Below are 24,268 nucleotides of genomic sequence, written 5' to 3' on the forward strand. Positions count from 1 at the left end.
ACGCGAACGAGAGGTCGTTACGCTCGCGAGTTCTAACGCACCGCCGCACGAACGGTCGCAAATATTTTCGCGCTGGACGCCGATCCATAGTATCAGCCGCGCCATGACGACTTCAAAAGACGATAACCCGACTGCCAGCCCGTCGAACGACGCGCCCGCAACCTCCCCCGAAACGCCGGCCGCACCGATCAAGGGCGACCGTATCGCCAAGCTGCTCGCGCGCGCCGGGATCGCCTCGCGCCGCGATATCGAGCGGATGATCGCCGAAGGCCGCGTCGCGCTCAACGGCAGCATTCTCGACACGCCTGCGACCATCCTGCGCAACCTCAACGGCGTGACGGTCGATGGCGACCCGGTCGAGGCACCCAGTTCGGCGCGGCTGTTCCTGTATCACAAGCCGACCGGGCTGCTCGTCACCGAGCGCGATCCGGCCGGACGCACGACGATCTACGACCGCCTGCCCCGCGAATTGCCGCGGCTGGTGCCGGTCGGTCGCCTCGATCTCAACACCGAGGGGCTGTTGCTGATGACCACCGATGGTGGGCTCAAGCGCCAGCTCGAACTGCCCGCGACCGGCGTAGAGCGTGCCTATCGCGCGCGCGCTTACGGCAACATCACGCAGCCGCAGCTCGAGGAACTGATCGAGGGTATCGAGATCGAAGGCGTGCGCTACGGCTCGATCAACGCGAATATCGAGCGTCGCACTGGCGCGAACGTCTGGATCGAGATGATCCTGACCGAGGGCAAGAACCGTGAAGTCCGCCGCGTGCTGGAACATCTCGGGTTGCAGGTCTCGCGGCTGATCCGGACACGTTACGGTCCGTTCGTACTGGGCGACCTGCCGCCGGGGCAGATCGGCGAGGTGCTGCAGCATGACGTCGTCGCGTTCCAGAAGGAACTGGCGAAGGGTCGACCCGAGGGTCCGGGTGCACGGGCGAACATCGGTATCAGTGCGAGCGCCGGTGCCGGGGCAGGAATCGGCGCGCGGTCTAGCCAGCGTGGCAGCAACGCGCCGCGGCCTGCTCCGGCGGCACGGCCGGCGCCGGGTGCGCGTCCGGTTTCGGGTGCGCGGCCTGCTGTTGGTGCGCGTACGCCGGTTCGCAGTCCGTATGCGGCACCTGCAAGCTCTGGCTTTTCTAGTGGCGCGGTACCGACCGATCGGCCTTCGCGACCGGCACGTCCGGAGCGGATCCGTCCGACCGCGGCGATGCAACGCGGCGACGTCAATGATCCCTGGGCGCGGCCGGACGCGCGGAATGCCGCTCGGCCGACGGGAACGCATCACGCCCGGCCGACGAGTGGCGAGATGTCCAAGCCCTATGTGCGCCAAGAGCGTGCGGATCGCGGCGAGGAACTGAGCACGAGCCCCAAGATCAAGCATTTCCGCGCCGCCAAGCCACCGCGGGAGCGCGCTGCGCCGTCGCGCGTCGGCGCGGGCGCTACCGTGCAGCGTCAGGAGCAACCGCGGGGCTTCCGTCCGCAAGCCGACGATTCGCGGGGACGTAGCTCGCTCGACAAACGCGCGGCGCGGAGTGCCAGCGGGCGTCCGGGTGCCGAGCCACGGCCCGTGCGATCGGAGGGTCCGGCGCGGCCTGAACGAGGCAGTCGTCCCGCAGCGCCTGGCAAGGGTCCGTCGGGAGGGCGCGGTCATCCGCCCCGTGCACCACGTGGAGGGAAGCGCTGATGCGGATCATCGCAGGACTGTACCGCGGCCGTCAGATCGCCGCGCCCAAGGGTGACACCACCCGTCCCACCGCCGACCGGATGCGCGAGACGTTGTTCTCGATGCTGACGAGCCGCGTCGGGAGCTTCGAAGGGTTGGCGGTCGCCGATCTGTTCGCAGGCTCGGGCGCGCTCGGCATCGAGGCACTCTCACGCGGCGCGGCGACGTGCATGTTCGTCGAATCGGACAAGCTGGCGGTCGACGCGCTGAAGGCGAACCTCGCCAAGCTGGAAATCCGCGGTGATGTCCGCGCGACGTCGGTGATGGCGCTCGGGCCCGCACCGGCGCCGCTCGACGTGATCCTGATGGATCCGCCCTACAACACCGGGGCCGGACTGGTCGCGCTCGACAAGCTGTCGCGGCTGGGTTGGGTCGGGTCGGCGACTTGGATCAGCCTGGAGACGGCGAAGGCCGAAGTCGTCGAACTGCCCGGCTTCGAGGTCGACGCCACGCGCGTGCACGGTAAGGCGCGGCTGACGCTCTTGCGGCCAGTGTCGGCGTAAAGGCATGCTCTCCCGCAGAGGCGGGAGAGCATTCTATTTGTCGGTCGTGCGGCCGAGGATCAGCAGCCCGCCAAGGCTCAGCACCCCGGCCGCCATCAGATACCCGCCGACCAGCCACAACCCATGCGGGGCCAGTGCCTCCGCGACGATCGGCGCAAGCGCACCGCCAAGCACGCCGCCAAGGTTGAACGTCATCGACACGCCGGTGTAGCGCACCCCCGCCGGAAACAGGCTCGGCAGCCAGCCACCGAGCGGGCCGTAGGCGAACCCCATCACGAACAGCGCGCCCGACAGCCACAGCCACACCGTGAACAGCGATCCCGAGCCCAGCATCGGCCCCATCAGCGCGCCGACGCCGATGCACCCGGCAAATCCGATCGCGAGCATCCGTGCCGCGGAATGACGGTCCGCTAGAACGCTGGCCACGATAACGCCGCCTGCCAGGAACCAGATCGCGACGAGTTCGACACCGAGGAACGCCTCGCGCGAATAGCCGAGCGTCTTGGTGCCGTAGCCAAGCGCGAACGCGGTCGCGAGGTAGAACAGCGCGAAGCATGCGATGACGCCGAACGTGCCAGCCAGCGTCGCGCGGAGGTGCTGCGTGAGAAGCGTTGCGATCGGTACCTTGGGGAGTGCCTCGGTAGCCTCCGCTTCCAGGAAGGCGGAAGTCTCGGTCAGCTTCAGCCGCACCCACAGGCCAAGTCCGACGAGAATCGCGCTAAGCAGGAACGGGATGCGCCAGCCCCAGGCGATGAACTGCGCTTCGTCGAGCACTAGCCCGATGACCAGGAACAGTCCGTTGGCGGCGAGGAAGCCAACCGGGGCACCAAGCGGCGGGAACATCCCCCAGGTGTTCTTGCGGTGCGGCGGCGCATTCTCGACCGCGAGCAACGCCGCCCCGCCCCATTCGCCGCCAAGCCCGAGCCCCTGCCCCAGCCGCATCAGGCACAACAGCGCGGGGGCGATCCAGCCCACCTGCGCGTAAGTCGGCAGGAACGCGATGCCGACGGTCGATCCGCCCATCAGCAACAGCGACGCGACTAAGGTGGACTTGCGCCCGATGCGATCACCGAAGTGCCCGAACACGATCGCTCCGACAGGGCGGGCGACGAAGGCGAGGCCGAACGTCGCATAGCTCAACAGCAACTGCGCCGACGCGGACTGGCCCGAAAAGAACAGCGGCCCGAACACCAGTGCCGCGGCGGTCGCGTAGATATAGAAATCGTAGAACTCGACCGCGGTGCCGACCAGGCTGGCGGCGAGGATGCGGCGGTGGGAGGCAAGCGTCGTCATGGACACGGTCTCGCCGGGGAGGCGGTTCCGGTCAACCGATTGCGGCTTGCAATCCTCCCCCGCCAGGGGGAGGTGGCGCGTAGCGACGGAGGGGGAGGACACGCAACCGAGGTTACCCTTTCCTCCCCCTCCGTCTGGCAAGCGCCAGCCACCTCCCCCTTGCCGGGGAGGATCAGACTGGGAGGACTATGCGTGCGACGAGGCCGGGGGCGTTGTCGGCGAGTTCGAAATGGCCGTCGTGCAGGCGCGCGACGGCTTCGATCAGGGCCATGCCGAGGCCAGCACCGGGCGTCGATCGGGCGCTGTCGAGGCGGCCGAAGCGCTTCAGCGCCTGGGCGCGGTCGGAGGCGGCGATGCCGGGGCCGCGGTCCTCGACTTGGATCGCCACGCCATCGGTGCGGTGGACGATCCTCAGCGTCACCTCGCCACCGCCGGCGCCGTGGCGGAGCGCGTTGTCGATGAGGTTGGTGATTGCCTGGCTGATGAGTTCACGGTGCAGCTTCATCGGCGGAGGGCGGTCGTCGATCGCGATCGTGAAAACGAGGCCGGCATCCTCCGCGACGGGCGCGTAGAGTTCGCCGATCTCCTCCAGCAGGTTCGCCGGCGAGACCTCGATGAAGCGGTCGCGCGAGACCGAGCCCGAGCGGCTGATCTCGATCACCATCGTCAGCATCCGCATCACCAGGTCGGTTTCGACCAAGAGGCCGCCCAGCGCCGCTTCCCGAGCGTCGGGATCGGCGATCAGCACCGCCTGCTCGGTCTTGGTCCGCAGCCGCGCAAGCGGGGAGCGGAGGTCGTGCGCTAGGCTGTCGGTGACGATCCGCAGTTCGGCCATCACGCCTTCGAGCTTGCCCAGCATGACGTTGAGGCGGGCGGCAAGGCGGTCGAACGCGTCACCCCCGCCCGCGATCATGTCGACGCGGCGAGACAGGTCGCCTTCGCCGGCCGCCTCGATCGCCTTCGCGATGCCGTCGAGCCGGCGGCTGACGTAGCGCGTCAGGACGAGCCCGCCGACCACGCCCAGCGCGAGCGACAGGAACACGGCAACCGCGAGCGCGCGTTCGATTGCGCGTTCCTCCGCGGCGATCAGGTCGAGATTGCGGCCGGTCAGTAGCCAGTAGCTGCCGAGTGGATGGAGCGCGTACCCAGTCTCGCGCGCCGACCACAGTTCGTCGGCACCAAGTCGCGCAATCCGGAACTGCGTGATGCGAAGCGGGACGGCGAGGCGTTCCGGGGCGATGCCGACAACTGCCCTGCCCTTCGGGTCGACCACCGCAAGCACGAGCGAGACGTCGCCGGGGACGACCGCGCTGTCGATCGCCTGGCGGATCGCGGGGAGGCCCCCGTTACGCCAGACCGCGCGCAAGGCTTCCGATTGTTCGGTGGTCTCGCGCCGGATCGCGTCGATCGCATCCGCGCTGGTGGTCTTCCAGACGAAGCCGACCAGCGCGAGGTTGGAGATCAGCGCCAGGGCGATCGAGAGCAGCGCGATTCGGGCTGTTACCGAAAGGCGAATCACCCTTCTACGGCGAGCCGGTAGCCTGCGCCGCGGACCGTGTGGAGGATCGGCGTCGAGAAGCCTTCCTCGAGCTTGCGGCGGAGGCGACCGATGTGCACGTCGACGACGTTCGAGCCCGGGTCGAAATGGTAGTTCCAGATCTTCTCGAGCATCATCGTGCGGGTCACGACCTGGCCGGCGTGACGGGCAAGGAACTCGAGCAAATTGAATTCGCGCGCGCCGAGCGGAATCGAGCGACCAGCGCGCGAGACGGCACGGGCGAGCAGGTCGATTTCAAGGTCACCGACGGACAGCTTCGTCTTTTGCGGCTCTGTCGCGGCACGATCGGAGCGGCGTAGCATGGCCTCGATCCGTGCGGAGAGCTCGGCGAACGAGAAGGGCTTGCACAGATAATCGTCGGCGCCGGCCTTGAGGCCATCGACGCGGTCGTCGACGGCGGCGAGCGCGGACAGGATCAGAACCGGCGTGGCGATGCCAGCCGCGCGAATCGCGCTGACCATCGACAGGCCATCCAGGCCCGGCAACATGCGGTCCGCGATAATGAGGTCGAAGATGCCTTCGCTGGCGAGGAACAGGCCGTCGCGGCCGTCTGCACAGGCTTCGATTGCATGGCCGGCCTCAGCCAAGCCCTTGGCAAGATAGGCGGATGTTGAGGCGTCGTCCTCGACGATCAGGATCTTGCGGCTCAACGCGGTATCACCTTCCCTGCCACCGATTTCGGTCACCATCTCCTGCCCTTATAAACGGAAAGGCCGGCGGAAAGAACCCTTCCCGCCGGCCCCCACGGTACCCCCGGGAGTGACGGGCACCGATCTCTGGAAACTCATGCGGCCGTTGCTGGCCACGTGTTCGTTCTAGGATCGGGCGGGGGTCAGGGCGATGACCGAGGGGTGACAATTTCGTCATGTTGATGTTGTTCAATAAGGCACTTCAAGACGCGGGCACCCGATGCCCCCCCGTCATCCCGGCGGACGCCGGGACCCATGGTTGCGGAGGGGGTAGTGGGCGCGCGCCATCACAGGGTCCGCCGTATCCGTGGGTCCCGGCGTTCGCCGGGATGACGGATGAGGGTGCGGCCGATCCATGCGCGATCCGCCGCACCCGGCGTCATGTCCCCCGGGGCGCGCCCTTACTTAGCGTCTAGAATCGCAGCGATCGCCGAGCCGACGTGCGCGATGTCGGCCATGCCGTCGACCCGGTTGACCAGGCCTCGGGCGTCATAGATCGGCAGGATCGGTGCCGTCTTCGCGCGGTATTCGGCCATGCGGTTGTGGACCGTCTCAGCGTTGTCGTCGGGACGGCGCTTGAACTCCGTCGAGCCGCAGACGTCGCAGACGCCGGCAACGACCGGCTTCTTGTAGCGATCGTGATAGCCCGTACCGCACTTCGCGCACGTGTAGCGGCCGACGACGCGGTCGATCAGCGCGGCTTCGTCGACGCCCAGTTCGATGACGTAGTCGAGCGTACGACCACGATCGGCGAGCAGACCGTCGAGCGCTTCGGCCTGCGCGGCGGTGCGCGGATAGCCGTCGAAGATGACGCCGTTGGCCGTGTCCGGCTGGTCGAGACGCTCGCCGATGATGCCCGAAACGATCTCGTCAGACACGAGACCGCCGGACTCCATCACGGATTTCGCCTGGAGGCCGACCGGCGTTCCGGCGGCAACCGCTGCGCGCAGCATGTCGCCGGTCGAAAGCTGGACCATGCCGCGCTCGTTGACGAGCGTGGCGGCTTGCGTGCCCTTGCCCGCGCCGGGCGGTCCAAGAAGGATGATATTCACGAAACGCACTCCCCTCGTTCGTGCAGGATTTTTACCGCGTTAGACCCGCGGCTTAACGAAGTCGATTGCCCTTGAGCTTCGCCTTCTTGATCAGGTCGCCATACTGGTGCGCCAGCAAATGCGACTGGATCTGGGTCACCGTGTCCATAGTCACGTTGACGACGATCAGCAGGCTGGTGCCACCAAGGTAGAACGGGATCTGCAACGCGGTCACCAGATACTCGGGCAACAGGCAGATGATCGTCAGATACGCCGCACCGATCACGGTGATGCGCGTCAGCACGTAATCGAAGTAATTCTCGGTGTTCTTGCCCGGACGGATGCCGGGGATGAACCCGCCGTTGCGCTTCAGGTTGTCGGCGGTTTCCTCGGGGTTGAAGACGACCGCGGTGTAGAAGAACGAGAAGAAGATAATGCCGGCGCCGTACAGCAGCATGTACACGGGCGAGCCGTGCTGCAGATACTGGTTCAGCGTGATGATGAAATCACCCCACTTCGACTCACCCGCGACGCGCTGACCGGCGAACTGCGAAATCGTCAGCGGCATCAGCAGCAGCGACGACGCGAAGATCGGCGGGATGACGCCGGCGGTGTTGATCTTGAGCGGCAGATGGCTGCGATCGGCCTGCATGCCGCGCTGCGTCTGGCGCTTGGGATACTGGATCAGGATGCGGCGCTGCGCGCGCTCCATGAAGCAGATGAAGAGGATCAGCACGACCACTGCGACGACGATGCCGATCAGCTTGATCGGATCGAGCGAACCCGAGCGACCGCCTTCGAGCAGGTTGACGAGCGTGACAGGCAGATGCGCGACGATGCCGGCCATGATGATCAGCGAGACACCGTTGCCGATGCCGCGGCTCGTGATCTGCTCGCCGAGCCACATCAGGAACATCGTACCGCCGATCAGCGAGATGACCGCGGCGACACGGAACATCATGCCGGGCTCGATGACCGCCTGGATGCCCTGTGCGGCGCCGAGCGTCTCAAGGCCGACGGCGATGAAATAGCCCTGCACCGCGGTCAGGCCGACGGTGCCGTAGCGCGTGTACTGGTTGAGGCGCTTGCGACCCGATTCACCGTCCTTCTTGATAGCGGCGAGCGTCGGCGACAGCGAGGTCGCGAGCTGCACCACGATCGAGGCGGTGATGTAGGGCATCACGCCGAGCGCGATCAGCGACATGCGGCTGAGCGAGCCACCCGAGAAGGTGTTGAAGAAATCGAGCACGCCGCCCTGCGTCTGCTGCGAAAGCAGGCCGAGCGCGGTCGGGTCGACACCCGGCAGCGGGACATAGCTGAGCAGGCGGAAAATGATCAGCGCACCGATCGTGAACCACAACCGCTTCTTGAGGTCGGTCGCCTTCGCGAATTTCGAAAGGCTGATGCTTTGCGCCATCTGGTCGGCTGCGGATGCCATGCGTGTGATCGTCCTGGAAACAAAGAAGGCGGGATGCGTTGTGACCGCCCCCGCCGCTCATATAGGCGCACGGGCGCGCTTGTCTAATGGCTAAGGCTACTTCCGGTCGCCCCATGCCCCGTTCGTCCTGAGCGAAGTCGAAGGACATCGCCCCAAGTGACGTACCCTTCGACTTCGCTCAGGGCGAACGGAGGAAGGGAAATCGCTGAACGGCGGCAGGTCAGAAGTGGGCGACGGGAAGACGCCAAGTCAGGTAAATAAAAAGGGGGCGGGCGCATAAGCACCCGCCCCCTTCAGTCCGGCTTAAGCCTTGAACGACGCCTTGTGCGCCGCACGCTCCTTGTACTTCACGCCCTTCTTGGCGGCAGCCTTTTCGGCTGCGGGGACGAAGTGGATCACCTCGACCTTGCCGCCGATCTTCTCGACCGCTTCGATCGCGCCCTTCGACGCGCCGTCGACGGTGAACGAGAGGACCGTGGTCAGCTCGCCCTTGGCGAGGAGGCGGACGCCGTCCTTGCCGCCGCGTGCCAGGCCAGCGACCTTCAGCGCATCATGGTCGAGCGTGGCGTTGGCCTCGATCTTGCCGGCGTCGACCGCGAGCTGGATCGCGCCGAGGTTGACCTCTGCGAAGTCCTTGCGGAAGATGTTGTTGAAGCCGCGCTTAGGCAGACGCATGTGCAGTGGCATCTGGCCGCCTTCGAAGCCGGCGATGGAGACGCCCTCGCGGCTCTTCTGGCCCTTCTGGCCGCGGCCTGCGGTCTTGCCCTTGCCCGAGCCGATGCCGCGTCCGACGCGCATCTTGGACTTACGGGCACCTTCGTTATCGCGGAGTTCGTTGAGCTTCATGATAATGCACTCGCTTTCGCTTGTTACGCGCTGGTTGGATAGAATCTGTAATAAGAAAGGGGGCCGTTAGCCCCCTTCCCCGTATTTGTCACTAGGTAGCGTGAAGGCTCAGCCTTCGACGGATACCATGTGCTGCACCTTGCGGATCATGCCGCGGACCTCTGGGCTGTCTTCCAGCTCGCGGGTCTTGTGCATCTTGTTGAGACCGAGACCGATCAGCGTTGCGCGCTGATCCTTCTCGCGGCGGATCGGCGAACCGGTCTGCGTGATCTTGATGGTTGCCATGATCGCTTACTCCGTGATCGCAGCTGCATCGGCCTCGGCGGTCTTCGAACCACCATGGCCGAGCAGGTCGGCGATCTTCTTGCCGCGACGCTGTGCGACGGCCTTGGGCGAGGTCTGCTCACCAAGGGCCTCGAACGTGGCGCGGATCATGTTGTAGGGGTTCGACGTGCCGACCGACTTGGTCACAACGTCCGCAACGCCCAGCGATTCGAAGACTGCGCGCATCGGGCCACCGGCGATGATGCCCGTACCCTGGGGCGCCGACCGCAGCGTGACCTTGCCGGCACCGAAGTGACCGTTGCCGTCATGATGCAGCGTGCGACCGTCCTTCAACGGAACGCGAACCATCTTCTTCTTGGCAGCAGCCGTCGCCTTCGAGATGGCTTCCGGCACTTCGCGTGCCTTGCCATGACCGAAGCCTGCACGACCCTTGCCGTCGCCGACGACGACGAGTGCTGCGAAGCCGAAGCGCTTACCGCCCTTGACCGTCTTCGAGACGCGGTTGATGTGGACCAGCTTCTCGATCAGCTCTTCGCCGCCATCGTCCGCACCGGGACGACCGCCACGATTGTCGCGACCGCGACCGCCGTCGCGACCACCGCGGTTGCCGCCTGGGCCACCGCTGCGGTTGCCACCGGGGCCACCACGACCACCGCCGCCGCCGCCACCGGGACCGCCGCGACCGCGACCGCCACCGTTGTTGCCCTGGTAGCCAGTGCTCTGCGGAACGTTCTGAGCCGTGACGTCCTGTGCGGTCGTCTCGGGAGCGATTACTGCCGGCGTGTTGTTTTCGTCAGCCATGTCTTAGAACTCCAATCCGGCTTCGCGCGCGGCATCGGCAAGAGCCTTCACGCGACCGTGGTAGAGGAAGCCGCCGCGATCGAACACGACCTGGGTCACGCCCGCTGCCTTGGCAGCCTCGGCGACGCGCTTGCCGACCGAAGTCGCCGCGTCGATGTTGGCGCCGGACGTGCCGCGCACGTCCTTCTCCAGCGTCGAGGCCGATGCGACCGTCGTGCCGGCGGCATCGTCGATCACCTGGGCATAGATGTGCTTGCCCGAGCGATGCACCGACAACCGCGGACGGGTGCCTGCACGTGCGCGGAGCGCGGTACGGTTGCGGCGACGCCGCTTGGCGAAAAGAGAAAGTCCCTTGGTCATTACTTCTTCTTCCCTTCCTTGCGGAAGATGAACTCGCCGTCGTACTTGATACCCTTGCCCTTGTAAGGCTCGGGCTTGCGCCACTGACGAATTTCCGCGGCCAGCTGACCGACCATCTGCTTGTCCGAACCCGAGATCTCGATCGTCGTGTTGTCGGGGGTCTTGACTTCGATCCCCTCCGGCACGTCGATGTTGACGTCGTGGCTGTAGCCGAGCTGCAGCTTGAGGTTGCGACCCTGCGCTGCGGCACGATAGCCGACGCCGGTGATCAGCAGCTTCTTGGTGAAGCCTTCCGACACGCCGGTGACCAGGTTCTGCACCATGGTCCGCTGCATGCCCCAGAACGCGCGCGCGCGCTTGGTGTCGTTGGCCGGCTGCACCGAAATGCCGCCGTCTTCGATCGTGTAGCTGATCTCGTCGCGAAGCGGCATCTTGAGGGTACCCTTGGGGCCCTTCATCGTCAGCTGCTTGTTCTCGATGGTCGGCGTGATGCCCGCCGGTACGGTGACCGGCTTCTTACCAATGCGGCTCATCAGAACACCTCCGCGAGGACTTCGCCGCCGACGTTCTGCTCACGCGCTTCGGAATCCGACAGCACGCCGCGGGGCGTCGAGACGATGGTGATGCCGAGGCCGTTACGGACGCGCGGGAGTTCCTGCGAGCCGGAATAGACGCGACGGCCGGGCTTCGAGACGCGCGCGACATGCTTGATCGCAGGCTGGCCCTCGAAATACTTCAGCTCGATGCGAAGGCCGGCCGCGGGGCCCATCTGCTCTTCGCTGTAGCCACGGATATAGCCCTCGCGCTGCAGAACGTCGAGCACGCGGACGCGCAGCTTCGACGCCGGCGTGAGGACAGAGTCCTTCTTCGCGCGCTGGCCATTACGGATACGGGTGAGCAAATCACCCAGGGGATCGGTCACTGCCATGATTTAGTCCTTACCAGCTCGACTTCGTGACGCCGGGGATGAGGCCCTTGTTGGCCAGATCGCGCAGCTGAATACGGCAGAGCCGGAACTTGCGGTAATAGGCGCGCGGGCGACCGGTCAGCTCGCACCGGTTACGGATGCGGGTCGGGTTCGCGTTGCGCGGCAGTGCCGCCATCTTGAGGCGAGCGATCAGACGCTCACCATCGTCGAGCGTCTTGTCCGCTGCGATCGCCTTCAGTGCCGCGTACTTCGGGGCATACTGCTTGACCATGCGCTTGCGGCGCTCGTTCTTGTTGACTGAACTCAGTTTCGCCATCGACTTAAGTTCTTTCTTTGCTAGCTCCCCTCCCGCTTGCGGGAGGGGTTGGGGGAGGGAAGGACCAACGCCTATTAGGCGCGAGGCCCCTCCCCTGACCCCTCCCGCAAGCGGAAGGGGGACTTAGATTAAGCTGCCTTCTTCTCGTCGGCAGCGTCGTCTTCGATCGGGAACGGGAAACCGAACAGACGCAAAAGCTCGCGAGCCTCGTCGTCGGTCTTTGCGGTCGTCGTTACGATCACATCCATGCCGCGGACCTTGTCGACCCGGTCATAGCTGATTTCTGGGAACACGATCTGCTCCTTGATACCGCAGGCATAGTTGCCACGGCCATCGAAGCTCTTCGGGTTGAGGCCGCGGAAATCGCGGACGCGGGGAAGAGCGATCGTGATGAAACGGTCAAGAAACTCGTACATGCGCTCGCGGCGAAGGGTGACCTTCACGCCGATCGGCATGCCCTCACGCAGCTTGAACTGCGCGATCGACTTCTTGGCCTTCGTCACGACAGGCTTCTGGCCGGCGATCAGCTCCATTTCGGAAGCGGCCTGGTCGACCTTCTTCTTGTCCTGCGTGGCTTCGCCGACGCCCATGTTCAGCACGATCTTGTCGAGCCGCGGGATCTCCATGACGTTCTTGTAACCGAACTTCTCGGTCATCGCCTTGATGATCGTCTCGTCGTACAGCTTGCGCATGCGCGCAACATAGACGGCCTCGGTGCCGGCCTGCTCGCCAGTGTTCTGATCAACCATTGATCTTCTCCCCGGTCTTGACGGCGACGCGGACCTTCTTGCCGTCCTGCTCCTCGAAGCGGACGCGGGTCGGCTTGCCGTCGGCGGTCACGTGCGCGACCTTCGAAACGTGCATCGGTGCTTCCTTGCGGATCAGGCCACCCTGCGGGTCACCCTGAGTCGGCTTGGTGTGGCGCACGGCGATGTTGACGCCCGATACGACGACCTTGTCGGTCTTCGGCATGGAGACGGTGACTTCACCGGTCTTGCCCTTGTCCTTGCCGGACAGGACGATGACCTTGTCACCCTTCTTGATACGCTGCGACGCCATTACAGCACCTCCGGCGCGAGGCTGATGATCTTCATGTGCTTCTTGCCGCGCAGCTCGCGAACGACTGGGCCGAAGATACGAGTGCCGATCGGCTCCTCGTTCTTGTTGACCAGCACCGCGGCATTGCCGTCGAAGCGGATGACCGTACCGTCTGCACGGCGGATATCCTTGGCGGTACGCACGATCACCGCGCGGTGAACGTCGCCCTTCTTCACACGGCCACGTGGCTGCGCTTCCTTGATGCTGACGACGATGATGTCGCCAACGCCTGCAACACGACGCTTGGAACCCCCAAGCACCTTGATGCACTGCACCCGCTTCGCGCCGCTGTTGTCAGCGACGTCGAGATTGGACTGCATCTGGATCATGGATCCGTATCCCTTCTCTGTCTCTGGGGTCGATACCGACCGAACCCCGCCTAAAAAATCACCCCGCCACGGACGAACCGCAGCGGGGAGGAGCGGCCGCTTAGCCGTTCCCGTTTACGAAAACAAGAGCGCAGGGAGTTGCCCCCCTGCCCTCGTGTTTGATTCAGCCCTCGGCCGAAGCCCGCTCCGGCGTCGCGTGGGTGTTGACCCGCTCGATCACCTTCCAGGTCTTCAGCTTGGAGATCGGTGCGGTCTCTTCGATCCGCACGGTCTCGCCCTGCTTGAACTCGTTGCTCTCGTCATGAGCATGATACTTCTTCGAGCGACGGATGATCTTCCCGTAGAGCGGGTGCTTCACCTTACGCTCGACGTTCACGACCACCGTCTTGTCGCCCTTGTCGGACACGACCAGACCGGTCAGCACGCGCTTCGGCATGATACGTTCCTTACTTCGCGGCATCAGCGCTGGTGCGCTGAGCCTGCAGGGTCTTGATGCGAGCGATGTCGCGGCGGACCTCACGAACGCGGCTCGGCTTTTCGAGCTGGTTCGTGGCGGCCTGGAAGCGCAGGTTGAACTGCTCGCGCTTCAGTTCGCCAAGCGACTCCGACAACTGGTCGTCGCTCTTGGTCTTCATGTCGTCGATACGAGCCATGATCTTACTCGCCTCCCAGATGCGAGGTGTCGCCCAGGCGGGCAACGACCTTTACCTTGATCGGCAGCTTCATGGCCGCCCGCTCGAACGCCTCGGCGGCGATCTTGCCGTCGACGCCATCGAGCTCGAACAGGATCCGACCCGGCTTGACGCGAGCGGCCCAGTATTCCGGCGCGCCCTTGCCCTTACCCATGCGGACTTCGGCTGGCTTTCCCGAGACCGGAAGGTCTGGGAAAATGCGGATCCACAAACGCCCCTGGCGCTTCATGTGACGCGTAATCGCGCGGCGGGCCGCCTCGATCTGGCGTGCGGTAATCCGGTCGGGTTCCATCGCCTTGAGGCCGTAGGAGCCGAAATTGAGCGAGAAGCCACTCTTGGCGTCGCCCGAAATCTTGCCCTTGAAGGCCTTCCGGAACTTGGTCTTTTTTGGTTGCAGCATGTCTGTTCCTGCCCCTTAGCGACGATCGTCGCGCTGCGGCCGCACGCCGGAGGTCTGAGCCTCCATCATGATGCGGTCGTACGACGTCGGATCGTTGCCGAGAATCTCGCCCTTGAAGACCCAGACCTTCACGCCGCAAACGCCGTAGGACGTGTGCGCCGTAGCCTCGGCATAATCGATGTTCGCGCGCAGCGTGTGCAACGGAACCCGACCCTCACGATAGCTCTCCGACCGTGCGATCTCGGCGCCGCCAAGACGGCCACCGCAGTTCACCCGGATGCCCTCGGCACCGAGACGCATCGCCGACTGGACCGCACGCTTCATAGCGCGACGGAAGGCGATACGACGCTCGAGCTGATCGGCGATGCCCTGCGCGACGAGGCGCGCATCGACTTCCGGCTTGCGGATCTCGACGATGTTCAGCGACACGGTCGACGACGTCATCTTGCCGATCGTCGAACGCAGCTTCTCGATGTCCGCACCCTTCTTGCCGATGATCACGCCGGGGCGTGCAGCGAAGATGGAGATGCGGGCCAGCTTGGCCGGACGCTCGATGACCACCTTGGAGATCGCGGCCTGCGGCAGCGTCTTCATGATGAATGCGCGGATCTTGAGATCCTCGAGCAGGAGCCGACCATAGTCGGCGCCTTCGGCGTACCAGCGGCTATCCCAGGTACGGTTGATCTGCAGACGCAGACCGATGGGGTTGCTCTTCTGACCCATTATGCTTCTTCCTGCTCGCGCACGACGATGCGCAGACGGCTGAATGGCTTGAGAATGCGGGTCGACTTGCCGCGGCCGCGGGTAGCGAAGCGCTTCATCGTGATCGACTTGCCGACCGAAGCCTCGGCGACGACGAGTGCGTCGACGTCGAGGTTATGGTTGTTCTCGGCGTTGGCGATGGCCGAGGCCAGCACCTTGCGCGCTTCGATCGCCATGCCCTTGGTCGAGAAGGCGAGGATGTTCATCGCATCGCCGACCTTCTTGCCACGGATCAGCGCAGCCACGAGGCCGAGCTTCTGCGCGGAACCACGGATCTGCGTACCGACCGAAAGCGCCTCGTTGTCCGCGACCTTGCGCGGGCTGACTTGCTTAGACATCAGCGCTTGCCCTTCTTGTCGGCGGAGTGGCCGGGGAAGTAGCGCGTGGGCGCGAACTCACCGAGCTTCATGCCGACCATGTCTTCGTTGACCGAGACGGGCACGAACTTGCGGCCGTTATAGACGTTGAACGTGAGACCCACGAACGACGGCAGGATCGTCGAGCGACGTGACCAGGTCTTGATCGGCGAACGCGCGTTGGTATCCTGGGCGGTTTCTGCCTTCTTGAGCAGATGAAGGTCCACGAAAGGGCCCTTCCAGACTGAACGAGCCATGTTAGCCCTTCCTCTTCGTCGAATGACGCGACCGGATGATCATCTTGTCGGTCGACTTGTTATGACGCGTGCGCGCACCCTTCGTCGGCTTGCCCCAAGGCGTAACCGGATGACGGCCACCCGAGGTACGGCCTTCACCACCGCCGTGCGGATGGTCGACCGGGTTCTTGGCGACGCCGCGCGTCAGAGGACGGATACCCATCCAGCGCGAACGGCCTGCCTTGCCCAGGTTCTGGTTCTGGTTGTCGGGGTTCGAGACCGCGCCAACCGTCGCCATGCAATCGCTGCGGATGTAGCGCTGCTCGCCCGAGTTCAGGCGGACCATCACCATGCCCTTGTCGCGACCGACGACCTGCACGTACGTGCCGGCCGAACGGGCGATCTGGCCACCCTTCATCGGCTTCATCTCCACGTTGTGGACGATGGTGCCGACCGGCATCTGACCGAGTTCCATGGCATTGCCTGGCTTCACGTCGGTCTTCTTGGCCGCGAGGACCTTGTCGCCGACGGCCAGACGCTGTGGCGCCAGGATGTAGGCGAGTTCCTCGTCCGGGTACTTGACCAGGGCGATGAACGCGGTGCGGTTGGGATCATACTCGATCCGCTCGACGGTGCCTTCGACGTCCCACTTGCGACGCTTGAAGTCGATGTAGCGGTACTTCTGCTTGTGACCGCCGGCGATGCCGCGCGAGGTCACATGGCCTTTGTTGTTGCGACCGCCGGTCTTGTGCTTACCTTCGGTCAGCGCCTTGACGGGGCGACCCTTCCAGAGCGACGACTTGTCGACCAGGATGAGACCGCGGCGTGCCGGCGATGTCGGATTATAATGCTTGAGTGCCATGGCCTCAGATCCCCGTCGTCACGTCGATGGACTGACCGTCCTTCAACGTCACGATTGCCTTTTTCATGTCGGAGCGCGAGTAGTTCGTGCCCTTCCACTTCTTGGTCTTGCCCTTCTGGACGAGCGTGTTCACGCCGACGACGTTCACGTCGAACAGCGCCTCAACGGCCGCCTTGATCTCGGGCTTCGTGGCATCGTTCGATACCTTGAACACAACCGCGTTGAACTCCGACAGGGTCGTCGTCTTCTCGGTGATGTGCGGGGCGAGGATAACGTCGTAATGACGATTATCGATGCCCGCCTTCTGCTTCTTAGCCATGGAAGCGCGCCTCCAGCTTTTCGACAGCGGCGCGCGTCAGCACCAGCGTGTCATGCTTCAGGATGTCGTAAACGTTCGCGCCGGCTGCCGGCATCACGTTCACTTCGTACAGGTTGCCCGCAGCGAATGCGAAGCTGGTGTCGACCATGTCGCCGTCGATGACGAGCGCACGCTTGCCGAAGCCGAGCTTTGCGAGATCGCCTTGCAGCGTCTTGGTCTTGCCACCCTCGACAGCCAAGCTGTCCATGATGACCAGCGAACCCGCCTTGGCGTGGCTGCTGAGAGCCATCCGCAGGCCGAGCGAACGAACCTTCTTGTTCAGCGACGGGTTGAAGTCACGGACGCGTGCGCCGTGTGCCTTACCACCACCGATGAACACAGGTGCGCGACGATCGCCGTGACGAGCCGTACCGCCGCCCTTCTGGCGACCGAACTTCTTGCCGGTGCGTGCGACGTCTGCGCGCTCACGGGTGCCACGAGCCGTCTCGCGACGCTTCTCGAGCTGCCAGGTGACGACACGGTGCAGGATGTCGGCGCGCGGATCGAGGCCGAAGACCTCGTCGTTGAGCTCGATGTCCGCTGCGTCAGTGCCGGCGAAAGATGAAACCTTGATCTTCACGCTCAGCCCTCCTGGCCGTCGGCTGCAGGTGCGTCGGTCGTTTCGGCCGGCGTGTCTGCTGCGGTGTTGCTGTTTGCCGTCTTGAGACCGGCGGGGAACGGTGCGTCGGCGTGGCGCGCGACCTTCACCGAGTCCTTGACGAAGAGCCAGCCGCCCTTGGAGCCAGGAACCGAACCCTTGACGAACAGGAGACCACGCTCGACGTCCGTCGATACGATCTCGAGGTTCTGCTGGGTGCGATACTTGTCGCCCATGTGGCCGGCCATCTTCTTGTTCTTGAAGACCTTGCCCGGATCCTGGCGCTGACCGGTCGAACCGAGCGAACGGTGCGAGACCGACACGCCGTGGGTTGCCCGCAGACCGCCGAAGCCCCAACGCTTCATGCCGCCCTGGAAGCCCTTACCCTGGGTCTTGCCCTGGATATCGACGATCTGGCCTGCGACGTAGTGGTCGGCCGAGATCTCGGCGCCGACGTCGAGCAGGCCGTCTGCGTTCACACGGAACTCATGGACGACAGCCTTGGGCTCCACTTCGGCCTTGCCGAAATGGCCGCGCTGCGGCTTTGCGACATTCTTCGACTTGGCGACACCTGCACCAAGCTGGACGGCAGTGTAGCCGTCACGATCCATTTCGCGAACGGAAACGACCTGATTGCCTTCGAGTGCCAGAACGGTGACCGGCACGTGCCGACCATCTTCCTGGAACAGGCGGGTCATCCCCATCTTCTTCGCGATCACGCCAGTACGCATGATCTTGTCCCTTCCTAGACAGAGGCCCCGTCGGACTATTCCTCGGGGGCTTGCAGACCATGTCCGGAGCGAGCTCCATGATGCGTCCACCTGACCCCATCCCCGGCAAAAGCCCTGAATGGAGTCGGTTCAACCCGGTAATACGAAACGTGCCCCCGTCCCGGGCTGGTGCTTCCGCGAGTGCGGAAGCGCGACGGGGGACGCTGCCCCGTCGGTTTTCACCGACGGCGGTATCCCAATGTAGAGCGGCGCGGGACCATTGCTGGTCGACCGCGCCGCGCCAGCCCTTAGGCCAGCTTGATCTCTACGTCCACCCCTGCTGCGAGGTCCAGCTTCATCAGCGCATCGACCGTCTGCGGCGTCGGCTGGACGATATCCAGCATACGCTTGTACGTGCGCACCTCGAACTGCTCGCGCGACTTCTTGTCGATGTGCGGGCCGCGGTTCACGGTGAACTTTTCGATGCGCGTCGGAAGGGGAATCGGACCGCGGATGAGCGCGCCGGTGCGGCGTGCGGTGTCGGCGATGTCGCCAGTGGCCTGATCGAGCACACGGTGATCGAACGCCTTCAGACGAATGCGGATATTGCTGTCCATAGTCCCTACCGATGCGAAAGAGCGGGCCCGTTTCCGGGCTCTTGCTGGTTGATGTTTAAACCGAAGGCGGGCCATTACGGGAGAGTCGGGCGAAATGCAACTGGGGGTTGAGGGTTTTCCGGCTCAACTCGCCCGACACATGCTACCCATCGATCCTCCCCCGCCAGGGGGAGGTGGCACGCGAAGCGTGACGGAGGGGGAGGCAAGCGATGCGGCTCGAAGGATCCCTACAAGGTCACACCAACGCCAAGCGCCTGCGAAAGCAGATGACTCCGCCAGAGATAGCGCTCTGGCTGGCGCTGAGAGCTAACGAAGAAGGCCTACGTTTCCGAAAGCAGCATGCAGCAGGCCCCTACGTCCTAGACTTCTACTGCGCCCCGGCACGACTCGCAGTCGAAGTAGACGGCGAAGCCCACAACCACGGCAACCGCCCTGAACGAGACGCAATCCGCGACGCCTGGCTAGTCGCCCAAAATATCCACGCTCGCCACTACCCAGTCCGCGAAATGCTAGCGAACCTCGACGACGTCGTTCGCCAGATCATGTCCATCGCACTCCGACGCCGAACCATCATCGAGAGCTAATCGCCCCCTCCCCCTCCACGCCTCCTCCCCCTAGCGGGGGAGGATTGAGCCAAAAGCTGGATGGATGAGTTGAAGAGAGGAAGCGGACGTTACCCCTTCCTCGTCAGCCAACGTAATAAAAGCCAGCCAACTTGCTTCGTGGGACGATGATCGCAACGCCTTCGCCGCCGTTGATAACCTTGTAGAAGGCGCCGGGGCGCTTCAGCCAACCCGGTAGATCTCCAAGCGGTACGCCGCCGCTATTGTTGCAGCCGCCGAACGCGCCCTCGTAGAACGCTGGCTCTTCACCGGCAGCTATAGGTGTACTCTTCCAGTCAGCGGGCAGCACTGCCTTGATCCCATTCTTAGACGTTCTCAGTCGGAACGTGCGACTAGCAGACCTGTCCGTAATCTCGACGATCATGGCCTCGCAGGTTTCTTGAAGCCCTCGCTGACCGCCCACGAACAGTGTCCGCTTTACCTCCAGTTCAGGGGGAAAACGCTCGGAGGGCCATTTGGGCGAGCAGCCCGGCGATAGCGCAATGATGGCCGCTAGCGCAGTGGTTTTTCCTAAAAGGTCCACTCGACGCCCCCGTTTGTTTCACCTCCCGTAACGGGAAGCTTAATGTCTGGTTGTGGGCGCAAGCGGACCACCTCGACAAGCTTGCCGAACTAACTTTCACCCTCCTTCCCCAAACACGAAAAAGCCCGGCCTCTCTCGCGAGAAGCCGGGCTCTTTTCGATCAACTCCCGAAGGAGGCGATGCTTACTTGTCGATCTGGCTGACGACGCCTGCACCGACGGTACGGCCGCCTTCGCGGATCGTGAAGCGCTGGCCCACGTCCATGGCGATCGGTGCGATCAGCTTGATGCCGAGCGACACGTTGTCGCCTGGCATGACCATCTCGGTGCCCTCAGGCAGCTCGACGGTGCCGGTCACGTCCGTCGTACGGAAGTAGAACTGCGGGCGGTAGTTGGCGAAGAACGGCGTGTGACGGCCACCCTCTTCCTTCGACAGCACGTACACTTCCGAGTTGAAGTCGGTGTGCGGCTTGATCGTGCCTGGCTTGCAGAGCACCTGGCCACGCTCGACTTCGTCACGTGCAACGCCGCGGATCAGCGCGCCGACGTTATCGCCAGCCTGGCCCTGGTCGAGCAGCTTGCGGAACATCTCGACGCCCGTGACCGTGGTCTTGCGGACGGTCGGGTGAATGCCGACGATCTCGACTTCCTCGCCAACCTTGACGATGCCGGTCTCGACGCGGCCGGTGACGACCGTACCACGACCCGAGATCGAGAACACGTCCTCGATCGGCATCATGAACGGCTTGTCGAGCGGACGCTCTGGCTGCGGGATGTAGTCGTCGACAGCCTGCATCAGCTCGGTGACGGCATCGGCGCCGAGCTTCTGGTTCGAACCCGACAGTGCGCAGGTAGCCGAACCCTTGATGACGGGGATGTCGTCGCCCGGGAAGTCGTACGAGCTGAGCAGCTCGCGGATTTCCATCTCGACCAGCTCGAGGATTTCCTCGTCGTCGACCAGATCGACCTTGTTCATGAACACGACCATGGCAGGCACGCCAACCTGGCGTGCGAGCAGGATGTGCTCACGGGTCTGTGGCATCGGGCCATCGGTCGCCGAAACGACGAGGATCGCGCCGTCCATCTGGGCTGCACCGGTGATCATGTTCTTCACATAATCGGCGTGGCCCGGGCAATCGACGTGCGCGTAGTGACGGTTGGCCGTCTCGTACTCGACGTGTGCGGTCGAGATCGTGATGCCGCGCTCGCGCTCCTCGGGAGCCTTGTCGATGTTGGCGAAGTCGACAGCGGTACCGCCGGTCGTCTCTGCCAGAACCTTCGTGATCGCAGCGGTGAGCGACGTCTTGCCATGATCGACGTGACCGATGGTGCCGATGTTGAGATGCGGCTTGTTCCGCTCAAATTTTGCCTTGGCCATTGTTTCCTACCTTCTGATTCGTATTCCGGTGCCACCCCGGGAACCGCGCGAACGCGGCCCAATAGCGGCTGTTAAAGCGTTGCGCCAGCCCCTGCTTGGGGAGAGGCCGACGCGGAAGTAAATTCCGCGTCGTCGAACTTCGGTCGCTGACCGAAGCCGGCCGGCCGTTCGGCATCTCCGAGCCAGGAAAACCTGGCTCAGCGCGCCTCGGGCTTACGCCAGCTTAGCCTTCACCTCGTCAGCAACGTTCTGCGGCACTTCGTCATAGTGCGAGAACTGCATCGAGTACTGCGCGCGACCCTGCGTGAACGAGCGGAGCGAGTTCACGTAGCCGAACATGTTGGCCAGCGGGACCATCGCCTCGACCGTCTGCGCGTTGCCGCGGCTGTCGGTGCCCTGGATCTGGCCACGACGGCTGTTCATGTCGCCGATGACGTCGCCCAGGTAATCCTCCGGGGTGACGACCTCGACCTTCATGACCGGCTCAAGCAGCGTGATGCCCGACTTCTGTGCGACTTCACGCATCGCGCCACGTGCACAGATTTCGAACGCCAGAGCCGACGAGTCGACGTCGTGATACGCGCCGTCATACAGCACGATCTCGAAATCGATGATCGGGAAGCCGACCAGCGAACCCGAAGCAGCGGTTTCGCGGAAGCCCTTCTCGATCGCAGGCAGGTATTCCTTCGGAATGTTGCCGCCCTTGATCTCGTCCTTGAACGTGATGCCCGAACCGCGCTCGCCTGGCGTGACCTTGACCTTCACGCGACCGAACTGGCCGGTACCACCCGACTGCTTCTTGTGCGTGTAGTCGACGTCGACCGGCTTCTTCAGATACTCGCGATACGCGACCTGAGGAGCGCCGACATTCGCCTCGACCTTGAACTCACGCTTCATGCGATCGACCAGGATCTCGAGATGGAGCTCGCCCATGCCCTTGATGATGGTCTGGCCCGACTCGGGGTCCGACGACACGCGGAACGAAGGATCCTCGCGTGCGAGACGATTGAGCGCGACGCCCATCTTCTCCTGGTCGGCCTTGGTCTTCGGCTCCACCGAAAGCTCGATCACGGGCTCGGGGAATTCCATCCGCTCGAGAATGATCGGTGCGTTCATCGCGCAGAGCGTGTCACCGGTCGTGGTATCCTTGAGACCCGCGAGAGCGACGATGTCGCCGGCGAAAGCCTCCTGGATGTCCTCACGGCTGTTCGCATGCATAAGCAGCATGCGACCGACCTTTTCCTTCTTGTCCTTGACCGAGTTGGTGACCTGCGATGCGGTCTCCAGCTTGCCCGAGTAGATGCGGGCGAAGGTCAGCGTGCCGACGAACGGATCGTTCATGATCTTGAACGCCAGCGCCGAAAACGGAACGTCGTCCGACGAAGGACGCTCGTCCGGCGTCACGCCGTCGAGCTTCAGACCCTGGATCGCGGGAACGTCGAGCGGCGAAGGCAGATAGTCGACGACAGCGTCGAGCAGGGGCTGAACGCCCTTGTTCTTGAACGCCGAACCGCAAACGACGGGGACGAACGCCATGCTCAGCGTACCCTTGCGGATCAGCTTCTTAAGGTCGGCGACGCTCGGCTCGTTGCCTTCGAGATACGCCTCCATGAGGGCATCGTCCTGCTCGACGGCCATCTCGATCAGCTCGCTGCGATACTTCGCGGCCTTCTCGACCAAATCCTCAGGGATTTCGGCATATTCGAACTTCGCACCCAGGCTCTCTTCGAGCCAGATGATCGCACGGTTCTCGACGAGATCGACGAGGCCCTTGAAGCCACCTTCCATGCCGATCGGAAGATACAGCACAGCTGGACGTGCACCGAGACGATCGATGATCGAGTTCACGCAGAAGTAGAAATCGGCGCCGGTGCGATCGAGCTTGTTGACGAAGCACATGCGCGGCACGCCGTACTTGTCGGCCTGACGCCACACGGTCTCGGACTGCGGCTCGACGCCGGCAACGCCGTCGAAGCATGCGACCGCGCCATCGAGCACGCGGAGCGAACGCTCGACTTCGATCGTGAAGTCGACGTGGCCAGGCGTATCGATGATGTTGATAAGGTGCTCTTCGCCCTTACCTTCTTCGGCGCGCCACTTGCAGGTGGTCGCAGCCGACGTGATCGTGATCCCGCGCTCCTGCTCCTGCTCCATCCAATCCATCGTCGCGGTGCCTTCGTGCACTTCGCCGATCTTGTAGGACTTGCCGGTGTAATAGAGGATGCGCTCGGTCGTCGTCGTCTTACCGGCGTCGATGTGCGCCATGATGCCGATGTTGCGGTAACGGTCGAGCGGATGGCTGCGGGCCATGATCGTGCTTCCTTAAGGATATGGGGAGCCGAACGTGCCGGCTCCCCAATATATAGGTGTTTGCATGACAGGCGAAAGACCGCCCGTCACACGGATAGCAATGCTAGGCTTCAAAGCCCGCTGTTACCAGCGGCAGGAAGCCCGCTGTTACCAGCGGTAGTGCGAGAATGCACGGTTGGCTTCCGCCATCCGGTGCGTATCTTCACGCTTCTTGACCGCGTTGCCACGGTTGTTGGCGGCATCCATCAGCTCACCCGACAGCCGTGCGGCCATCGTGTTCTCGCTGCGCGAACGCGCCGCACCGATCAGCCAACGAATCGCCAGCGCCTGTGCACGCTCGGGACGAACCTCGACCGGCACCTGGTACGTTGCACCACCGACGCGGCGCGAACGGACTTCGATGCCCGGCTTCACGTTGTTCAGCGCATCGTGGAAAACGCCGATCGGATCGCGCTTGGCGCGGCTCTCGACGGTTTCGAATGCACCGTACACGATCAGCTCTGCGACGGACTTCTTGCCGTCCAGCATGACGCTGTTCATGAACTTCGACAGAACCTCATCCCCGAACTTGGGATCAGGCAGGATGACCCGCTTTTCGGGACGACGACGACGTGCCATTTTGTATTCCTTCTAAACTTCAGCCTTG

General features: G+C 63.9%; 33 protein-coding genes. 3 read left to right on the plus strand and 30 right to left on the minus strand.

Features of this window, described 5'->3' with window-relative positions; all coding sequences use genetic code 11:
- Positions 1-103: 103 nt before the first annotated feature.
- On the plus strand, positions 104-1,684 hold the full coding sequence (locus tag IFT67_RS05125) for a pseudouridine synthase (protein WP_192145297.1): 1,581 nt from the start codon (positions 104-106) through the stop codon (positions 1,682-1,684).
- Positions 1,684-2,226, plus strand: coding sequence for a 16S rRNA (guanine(966)-N(2))-methyltransferase RsmD (rsmD, locus tag IFT67_RS05130; protein WP_192145299.1), 543 nt, complete (start codon positions 1,684-1,686; stop codon positions 2,224-2,226). The genes IFT67_RS05125 and rsmD overlap by 1 nt, the downstream gene beginning before the upstream one ends.
- A gap of 33 nt (positions 2,227-2,259) precedes the next feature.
- On the opposite strand, the gene IFT67_RS05135 is transcribed toward rsmD, so the two are convergent.
- The 26 genes from IFT67_RS05135 to rpsJ all read right to left on the minus strand — a co-directional run bounded on the left by IFT67_RS05135 (position 2,260) and on the right by rpsJ (position 18,789).
- Positions 2,260-3,519, minus strand: coding sequence for an MFS transporter (locus IFT67_RS05135; protein WP_192145300.1), 1,260 nt, complete (start codon positions 3,517-3,519; stop codon positions 2,260-2,262).
- 172 nt (positions 3,520-3,691) lie between these two features.
- Positions 3,692-5,038: a sensor histidine kinase gene (locus IFT67_RS05140; protein WP_056486867.1), complete on the minus strand. Its 1,347-nt coding sequence runs from the start codon at positions 5,036-5,038 to the stop codon at positions 3,692-3,694.
- The gene (locus tag IFT67_RS05145) at positions 5,035-5,727 is read right to left on the minus strand and encodes a winged helix-turn-helix domain-containing protein (protein ID WP_274602674.1); all 693 of its coding nucleotides are present in this window, start codon (positions 5,725-5,727) and stop codon (positions 5,035-5,037) included. The genes IFT67_RS05140 and IFT67_RS05145 overlap by 4 nt, the downstream gene beginning before the upstream one ends.
- Positions 5,728-6,167: 440 nt before the next feature.
- Positions 6,168-6,818 (minus strand): adenylate kinase, encoded by a 651-nt coding sequence (locus tag IFT67_RS05150; RefSeq protein WP_192145304.1) that lies wholly within the window; start codon positions 6,816-6,818, stop codon positions 6,168-6,170.
- Between the two features lie 52 nt (positions 6,819-6,870).
- The gene (gene secY, locus IFT67_RS05155; protein WP_055872627.1) at positions 6,871-8,235 is read right to left on the minus strand and encodes a preprotein translocase subunit SecY; all 1,365 of its coding nucleotides are present in this window, start codon (positions 8,233-8,235) and stop codon (positions 6,871-6,873) included.
- A gap of 303 nt (positions 8,236-8,538) precedes the next feature.
- A complete protein-coding gene (gene rplO, locus IFT67_RS05160) occupies positions 8,539-9,081 on the minus strand; it encodes a 50S ribosomal protein L15 (RefSeq protein ID WP_192145306.1) in 543 nt (180 codons plus the stop codon).
- Between the two features lie 108 nt (positions 9,082-9,189).
- Complete coding sequence (rpmD, locus tag IFT67_RS05165; RefSeq protein ID WP_055872633.1) at positions 9,190-9,366, minus strand: 50S ribosomal protein L30; 177 nt, start codon at positions 9,364-9,366, stop codon at positions 9,190-9,192.
- Between the two features lie 6 nt (positions 9,367-9,372).
- Positions 9,373-10,167: a 30S ribosomal protein S5 gene (gene rpsE / locus IFT67_RS05170; protein ID WP_060524133.1), complete on the minus strand. Its 795-nt coding sequence runs from the start codon at positions 10,165-10,167 to the stop codon at positions 9,373-9,375.
- A 3-nt stretch (positions 10,168-10,170) separates the two neighbouring features.
- The gene (gene rplR / locus IFT67_RS05175) at positions 10,171-10,527 is read right to left on the minus strand and encodes a 50S ribosomal protein L18 (RefSeq protein ID WP_031393749.1); all 357 of its coding nucleotides are present in this window, start codon (positions 10,525-10,527) and stop codon (positions 10,171-10,173) included.
- The gene (gene rplF / locus IFT67_RS05180) at positions 10,527-11,060 is read right to left on the minus strand and encodes a 50S ribosomal protein L6 (RefSeq protein WP_056047628.1); all 534 of its coding nucleotides are present in this window, start codon (positions 11,058-11,060) and stop codon (positions 10,527-10,529) included. Before rplF ends, rplR begins: the two co-directional genes overlap by 1 nt.
- Positions 11,060-11,455, minus strand: coding sequence for a 30S ribosomal protein S8 (gene rpsH / locus IFT67_RS05185; protein ID WP_031393751.1), 396 nt, complete (start codon positions 11,453-11,455; stop codon positions 11,060-11,062). The genes rplF and rpsH overlap by 1 nt, the downstream gene beginning before the upstream one ends.
- A gap of 10 nt (positions 11,456-11,465) precedes the next feature.
- Positions 11,466-11,771 carry a 30S ribosomal protein S14 gene (gene rpsN, locus IFT67_RS05190; RefSeq protein ID WP_056015537.1) on the minus strand — a complete coding sequence of 102 codons (306 nt, stop codon included), beginning with the start codon at positions 11,769-11,771 and terminating at the stop codon, positions 11,466-11,468.
- A 128-nt stretch (positions 11,772-11,899) separates the two neighbouring features.
- Positions 11,900-12,463, minus strand: a complete 564-nt coding sequence (gene rplE, locus IFT67_RS05195; protein WP_082441396.1) for a 50S ribosomal protein L5 — start codon at positions 12,461-12,463, stop codon at positions 11,900-11,902.
- A 49-nt stretch (positions 12,464-12,512) separates the two neighbouring features.
- On the minus strand, positions 12,513-12,830 hold the full coding sequence (rplX, locus tag IFT67_RS05200) for a 50S ribosomal protein L24 (RefSeq protein WP_056047623.1): 318 nt from the start codon (positions 12,828-12,830) through the stop codon (positions 12,513-12,515).
- A complete protein-coding gene (gene rplN, locus IFT67_RS05205; protein ID WP_031393755.1) occupies positions 12,830-13,198 on the minus strand; it encodes a 50S ribosomal protein L14 in 369 nt (122 codons plus the stop codon). Before rplN ends, rplX begins: the two co-directional genes overlap by 1 nt.
- 163 nt (positions 13,199-13,361) lie before the next feature.
- Positions 13,362-13,634: a 30S ribosomal protein S17 gene (gene rpsQ / locus IFT67_RS05210; protein ID WP_031393756.1), complete on the minus strand. Its 273-nt coding sequence runs from the start codon at positions 13,632-13,634 to the stop codon at positions 13,362-13,364.
- Positions 13,635-13,644: 10 nt separating this feature from the next.
- Positions 13,645-13,851, minus strand: a complete 207-nt coding sequence (rpmC, locus tag IFT67_RS05215) for a 50S ribosomal protein L29 (protein WP_192145308.1) — start codon at positions 13,849-13,851, stop codon at positions 13,645-13,647.
- A gap of 4 nt (positions 13,852-13,855) precedes the next feature.
- Entirely contained in the window at positions 13,856-14,290 is a 435-nt protein-coding gene (gene rplP / locus IFT67_RS05220) for a 50S ribosomal protein L16 (RefSeq protein ID WP_031393758.1), read from the minus strand.
- 15 nt (positions 14,291-14,305) lie between these two features.
- Positions 14,306-15,013, minus strand: coding sequence for a 30S ribosomal protein S3 (rpsC, locus tag IFT67_RS05225; protein ID WP_055872646.1), 708 nt, complete (start codon positions 15,011-15,013; stop codon positions 14,306-14,308).
- The gene (rplV, locus tag IFT67_RS05230; protein ID WP_056047621.1) at positions 15,013-15,390 is read right to left on the minus strand and encodes a 50S ribosomal protein L22; all 378 of its coding nucleotides are present in this window, start codon (positions 15,388-15,390) and stop codon (positions 15,013-15,015) included. Before rplV ends, rpsC begins: the two co-directional genes overlap by 1 nt.
- A complete protein-coding gene (rpsS, locus tag IFT67_RS05235; protein WP_031393761.1) occupies positions 15,390-15,665 on the minus strand; it encodes a 30S ribosomal protein S19 in 276 nt (91 codons plus the stop codon). The genes rplV and rpsS overlap by 1 nt, the downstream gene beginning before the upstream one ends.
- 1 nt (position 15,666) lies before the next feature.
- Positions 15,667-16,506, minus strand: a complete 840-nt coding sequence (gene rplB, locus IFT67_RS05240) for a 50S ribosomal protein L2 (protein ID WP_055872649.1) — start codon at positions 16,504-16,506, stop codon at positions 15,667-15,669.
- 4 nt (positions 16,507-16,510) lie between these two features.
- Entirely contained in the window at positions 16,511-16,825 is a 315-nt protein-coding gene (locus IFT67_RS05245) for a 50S ribosomal protein L23 (protein ID WP_056047618.1), read from the minus strand.
- The gene (gene rplD, locus IFT67_RS05250) at positions 16,818-17,444 is read right to left on the minus strand and encodes a 50S ribosomal protein L4 (RefSeq protein WP_056047616.1); all 627 of its coding nucleotides are present in this window, start codon (positions 17,442-17,444) and stop codon (positions 16,818-16,820) included. The genes IFT67_RS05245 and rplD overlap by 8 nt, the downstream gene beginning before the upstream one ends.
- Positions 17,445-17,446: 2 nt before the next feature.
- Positions 17,447-18,193: a 50S ribosomal protein L3 gene (gene rplC, locus IFT67_RS05255; RefSeq protein WP_056060507.1), complete on the minus strand. Its 747-nt coding sequence runs from the start codon at positions 18,191-18,193 to the stop codon at positions 17,447-17,449.
- 287 nt (positions 18,194-18,480) lie between these two features.
- Positions 18,481-18,789 (minus strand): 30S ribosomal protein S10, encoded by a 309-nt coding sequence (gene rpsJ / locus IFT67_RS05260; RefSeq protein WP_007406109.1) that lies wholly within the window; start codon positions 18,787-18,789, stop codon positions 18,481-18,483.
- Positions 18,790-19,055: 266 nt separating this feature from the next.
- Between rpsJ and IFT67_RS05265 the strand changes: the two genes are divergently transcribed.
- Complete coding sequence (locus IFT67_RS05265) at positions 19,056-19,373, plus strand: endonuclease domain-containing protein (protein WP_244647268.1); 318 nt, start codon at positions 19,056-19,058, stop codon at positions 19,371-19,373.
- Positions 19,374-19,476: 103 nt separating this feature from the next.
- Here the strand turns inward: IFT67_RS05265 and IFT67_RS05270 are convergent, their stop codons facing one another.
- The 4 genes from IFT67_RS05270 to rpsG form a co-directional block, all read right to left on the minus strand.
- Entirely contained in the window at positions 19,477-19,776 is a 300-nt protein-coding gene (locus IFT67_RS05270) for a hypothetical protein (RefSeq protein ID WP_192145312.1), read from the minus strand.
- A gap of 342 nt (positions 19,777-20,118) precedes the next feature.
- Entirely contained in the window at positions 20,119-21,312 is a 1,194-nt protein-coding gene (tuf, locus tag IFT67_RS05275; protein WP_031393767.1) for an elongation factor Tu, read from the minus strand.
- A gap of 213 nt (positions 21,313-21,525) precedes the next feature.
- Positions 21,526-23,622, minus strand: a complete 2,097-nt coding sequence (gene fusA, locus IFT67_RS05280; RefSeq protein WP_056047600.1) for an elongation factor G — start codon at positions 23,620-23,622, stop codon at positions 21,526-21,528.
- Between the two features lie 147 nt (positions 23,623-23,769).
- Positions 23,770-24,240 carry a 30S ribosomal protein S7 gene (gene rpsG, locus IFT67_RS05285; protein ID WP_031393769.1) on the minus strand — a complete coding sequence of 157 codons (471 nt, stop codon included), beginning with the start codon at positions 24,238-24,240 and terminating at the stop codon, positions 23,770-23,772.
- Positions 24,241-24,268: the final 28 nt, after the last annotated feature.

It is taken from the genome of Sphingomonas sp. CFBP 13728 (assembly GCF_014841895.1).
Classification (GTDB): Bacteria; Pseudomonadota; Alphaproteobacteria; order Sphingomonadales; family Sphingomonadaceae; genus Sphingomonas.

What these genes read in the sequence shown, in the direction of transcription:
- rsmD (WP_192145299.1), top strand. Translation starts at nt 1,684, where the DNA reads ATGCGGATCATCGCAGGACTGTACCGCGGCCGTCAGATCGCCGCGCCC.
- rplE (WP_082441396.1), bottom strand. Translation starts at nt 12,463, where the DNA reads ATGCGCAAGCTGTACGACGAGACGATCATCAAGGCGATGACCGAGAAG.
- rplX (WP_056047623.1), bottom strand. Translation starts at nt 12,830, where the DNA reads ATGGCGTCGCAGCGTATCAAGAAGGGTGACAAGGTCATCGTCCTGTCC.
- rpsQ (WP_031393756.1), bottom strand. Translation starts at nt 13,634, where the DNA reads ATGCCGAAGCGCGTGCTGACCGGTCTGGTCGTGTCCGACAAGGGCGAC.
- rplC (WP_056060507.1), bottom strand. Translation starts at nt 18,193, where the DNA reads ATGCGTACTGGCGTGATCGCGAAGAAGATGGGGATGACCCGCCTGTTC.
- rpmD (WP_055872633.1), bottom strand. Translation starts at nt 9,366, where the DNA reads ATGGCAACCATCAAGATCACGCAGACCGGTTCGCCGATCCGCCGCGAG.
- fusA (WP_056047600.1), bottom strand. Translation starts at nt 23,622, where the DNA reads ATGGCCCGCAGCCATCCGCTCGACCGTTACCGCAACATCGGCATCATG.
- IFT67_RS05265 (WP_244647268.1), top strand. Translation starts at nt 19,056, where the DNA reads ATGACTCCGCCAGAGATAGCGCTCTGGCTGGCGCTGAGAGCTAACGAA.
- IFT67_RS05245 (WP_056047618.1), bottom strand. Translation starts at nt 16,825, where the DNA reads ATGGCTAAGAAGCAGAAGGCGGGCATCGATAATCGTCATTACGACGTT.
- rpsJ (WP_007406109.1), bottom strand. Translation starts at nt 18,789, where the DNA reads ATGGACAGCAATATCCGCATTCGTCTGAAGGCGTTCGATCACCGTGTG.
- rpsG (WP_031393769.1), bottom strand. Translation starts at nt 24,240, where the DNA reads ATGGCACGTCGTCGTCGTCCCGAAAAGCGGGTCATCCTGCCTGATCCC.
- rplO (WP_192145306.1), bottom strand. Translation starts at nt 9,081, where the DNA reads ATGAAGCTCAACGAACTCCGCGATAACGAAGGTGCCCGTAAGTCCAAG.
- tuf (WP_031393767.1), bottom strand. Translation starts at nt 21,312, where the DNA reads ATGGCCAAGGCAAAATTTGAGCGGAACAAGCCGCATCTCAACATCGGC.
- rpmC (WP_192145308.1), bottom strand. Translation starts at nt 13,851, where the DNA reads ATGGCTCGTATCGACGACATGAAGACCAAGAGCGACGACCAGTTGTCG.
- rplR (WP_031393749.1), bottom strand. Translation starts at nt 10,527, where the DNA reads ATGACCAAGGGACTTTCTCTTTTCGCCAAGCGGCGTCGCCGCAACCGT.
- rplP (WP_031393758.1), bottom strand. Translation starts at nt 14,290, where the DNA reads ATGCTGCAACCAAAAAAGACCAAGTTCCGGAAGGCCTTCAAGGGCAAG.
- IFT67_RS05135 (WP_192145300.1), bottom strand. Translation starts at nt 3,519, where the DNA reads ATGACGACGCTTGCCTCCCACCGCCGCATCCTCGCCGCCAGCCTGGTC.
- rpsS (WP_031393761.1), bottom strand. Translation starts at nt 15,665, where the DNA reads ATGGCTCGTTCAGTCTGGAAGGGCCCTTTCGTGGACCTTCATCTGCTC.
- rplV (WP_056047621.1), bottom strand. Translation starts at nt 15,390, where the DNA reads ATGTCTAAGCAAGTCAGCCCGCGCAAGGTCGCGGACAACGAGGCGCTT.
- rpsN (WP_056015537.1), bottom strand. Translation starts at nt 11,771, where the DNA reads ATGGCGAAACTGAGTTCAGTCAACAAGAACGAGCGCCGCAAGCGCATG.
- rpsE (WP_060524133.1), bottom strand. Translation starts at nt 10,167, where the DNA reads ATGGCTGACGAAAACAACACGCCGGCAGTAATCGCTCCCGAGACGACC.
- secY (WP_055872627.1), bottom strand. Translation starts at nt 8,235, where the DNA reads ATGGCATCCGCAGCCGACCAGATGGCGCAAAGCATCAGCCTTTCGAAA.
- rplB (WP_055872649.1), bottom strand. Translation starts at nt 16,506, where the DNA reads ATGGCACTCAAGCATTATAATCCGACATCGCCGGCACGCCGCGGTCTC.
- rpsC (WP_055872646.1), bottom strand. Translation starts at nt 15,013, where the DNA reads ATGGGTCAGAAGAGCAACCCCATCGGTCTGCGTCTGCAGATCAACCGT.
- IFT67_RS05125 (WP_192145297.1), top strand. Translation starts at nt 104, where the DNA reads ATGACGACTTCAAAAGACGATAACCCGACTGCCAGCCCGTCGAACGAC.
- rplN (WP_031393755.1), bottom strand. Translation starts at nt 13,198, where the DNA reads ATGATCCAGATGCAGTCCAATCTCGACGTCGCTGACAACAGCGGCGCG.
- IFT67_RS05270 (WP_192145312.1), bottom strand. Translation starts at nt 19,776, where the DNA reads ATGATCGTCGAGATTACGGACAGGTCTGCTAGTCGCACGTTCCGACTG.
- rplF (WP_056047628.1), bottom strand. Translation starts at nt 11,060, where the DNA reads ATGAGCCGCATTGGTAAGAAGCCGGTCACCGTACCGGCGGGCATCACG.
- rpsH (WP_031393751.1), bottom strand. Translation starts at nt 11,455, where the DNA reads ATGGCAGTGACCGATCCCCTGGGTGATTTGCTCACCCGTATCCGTAAT.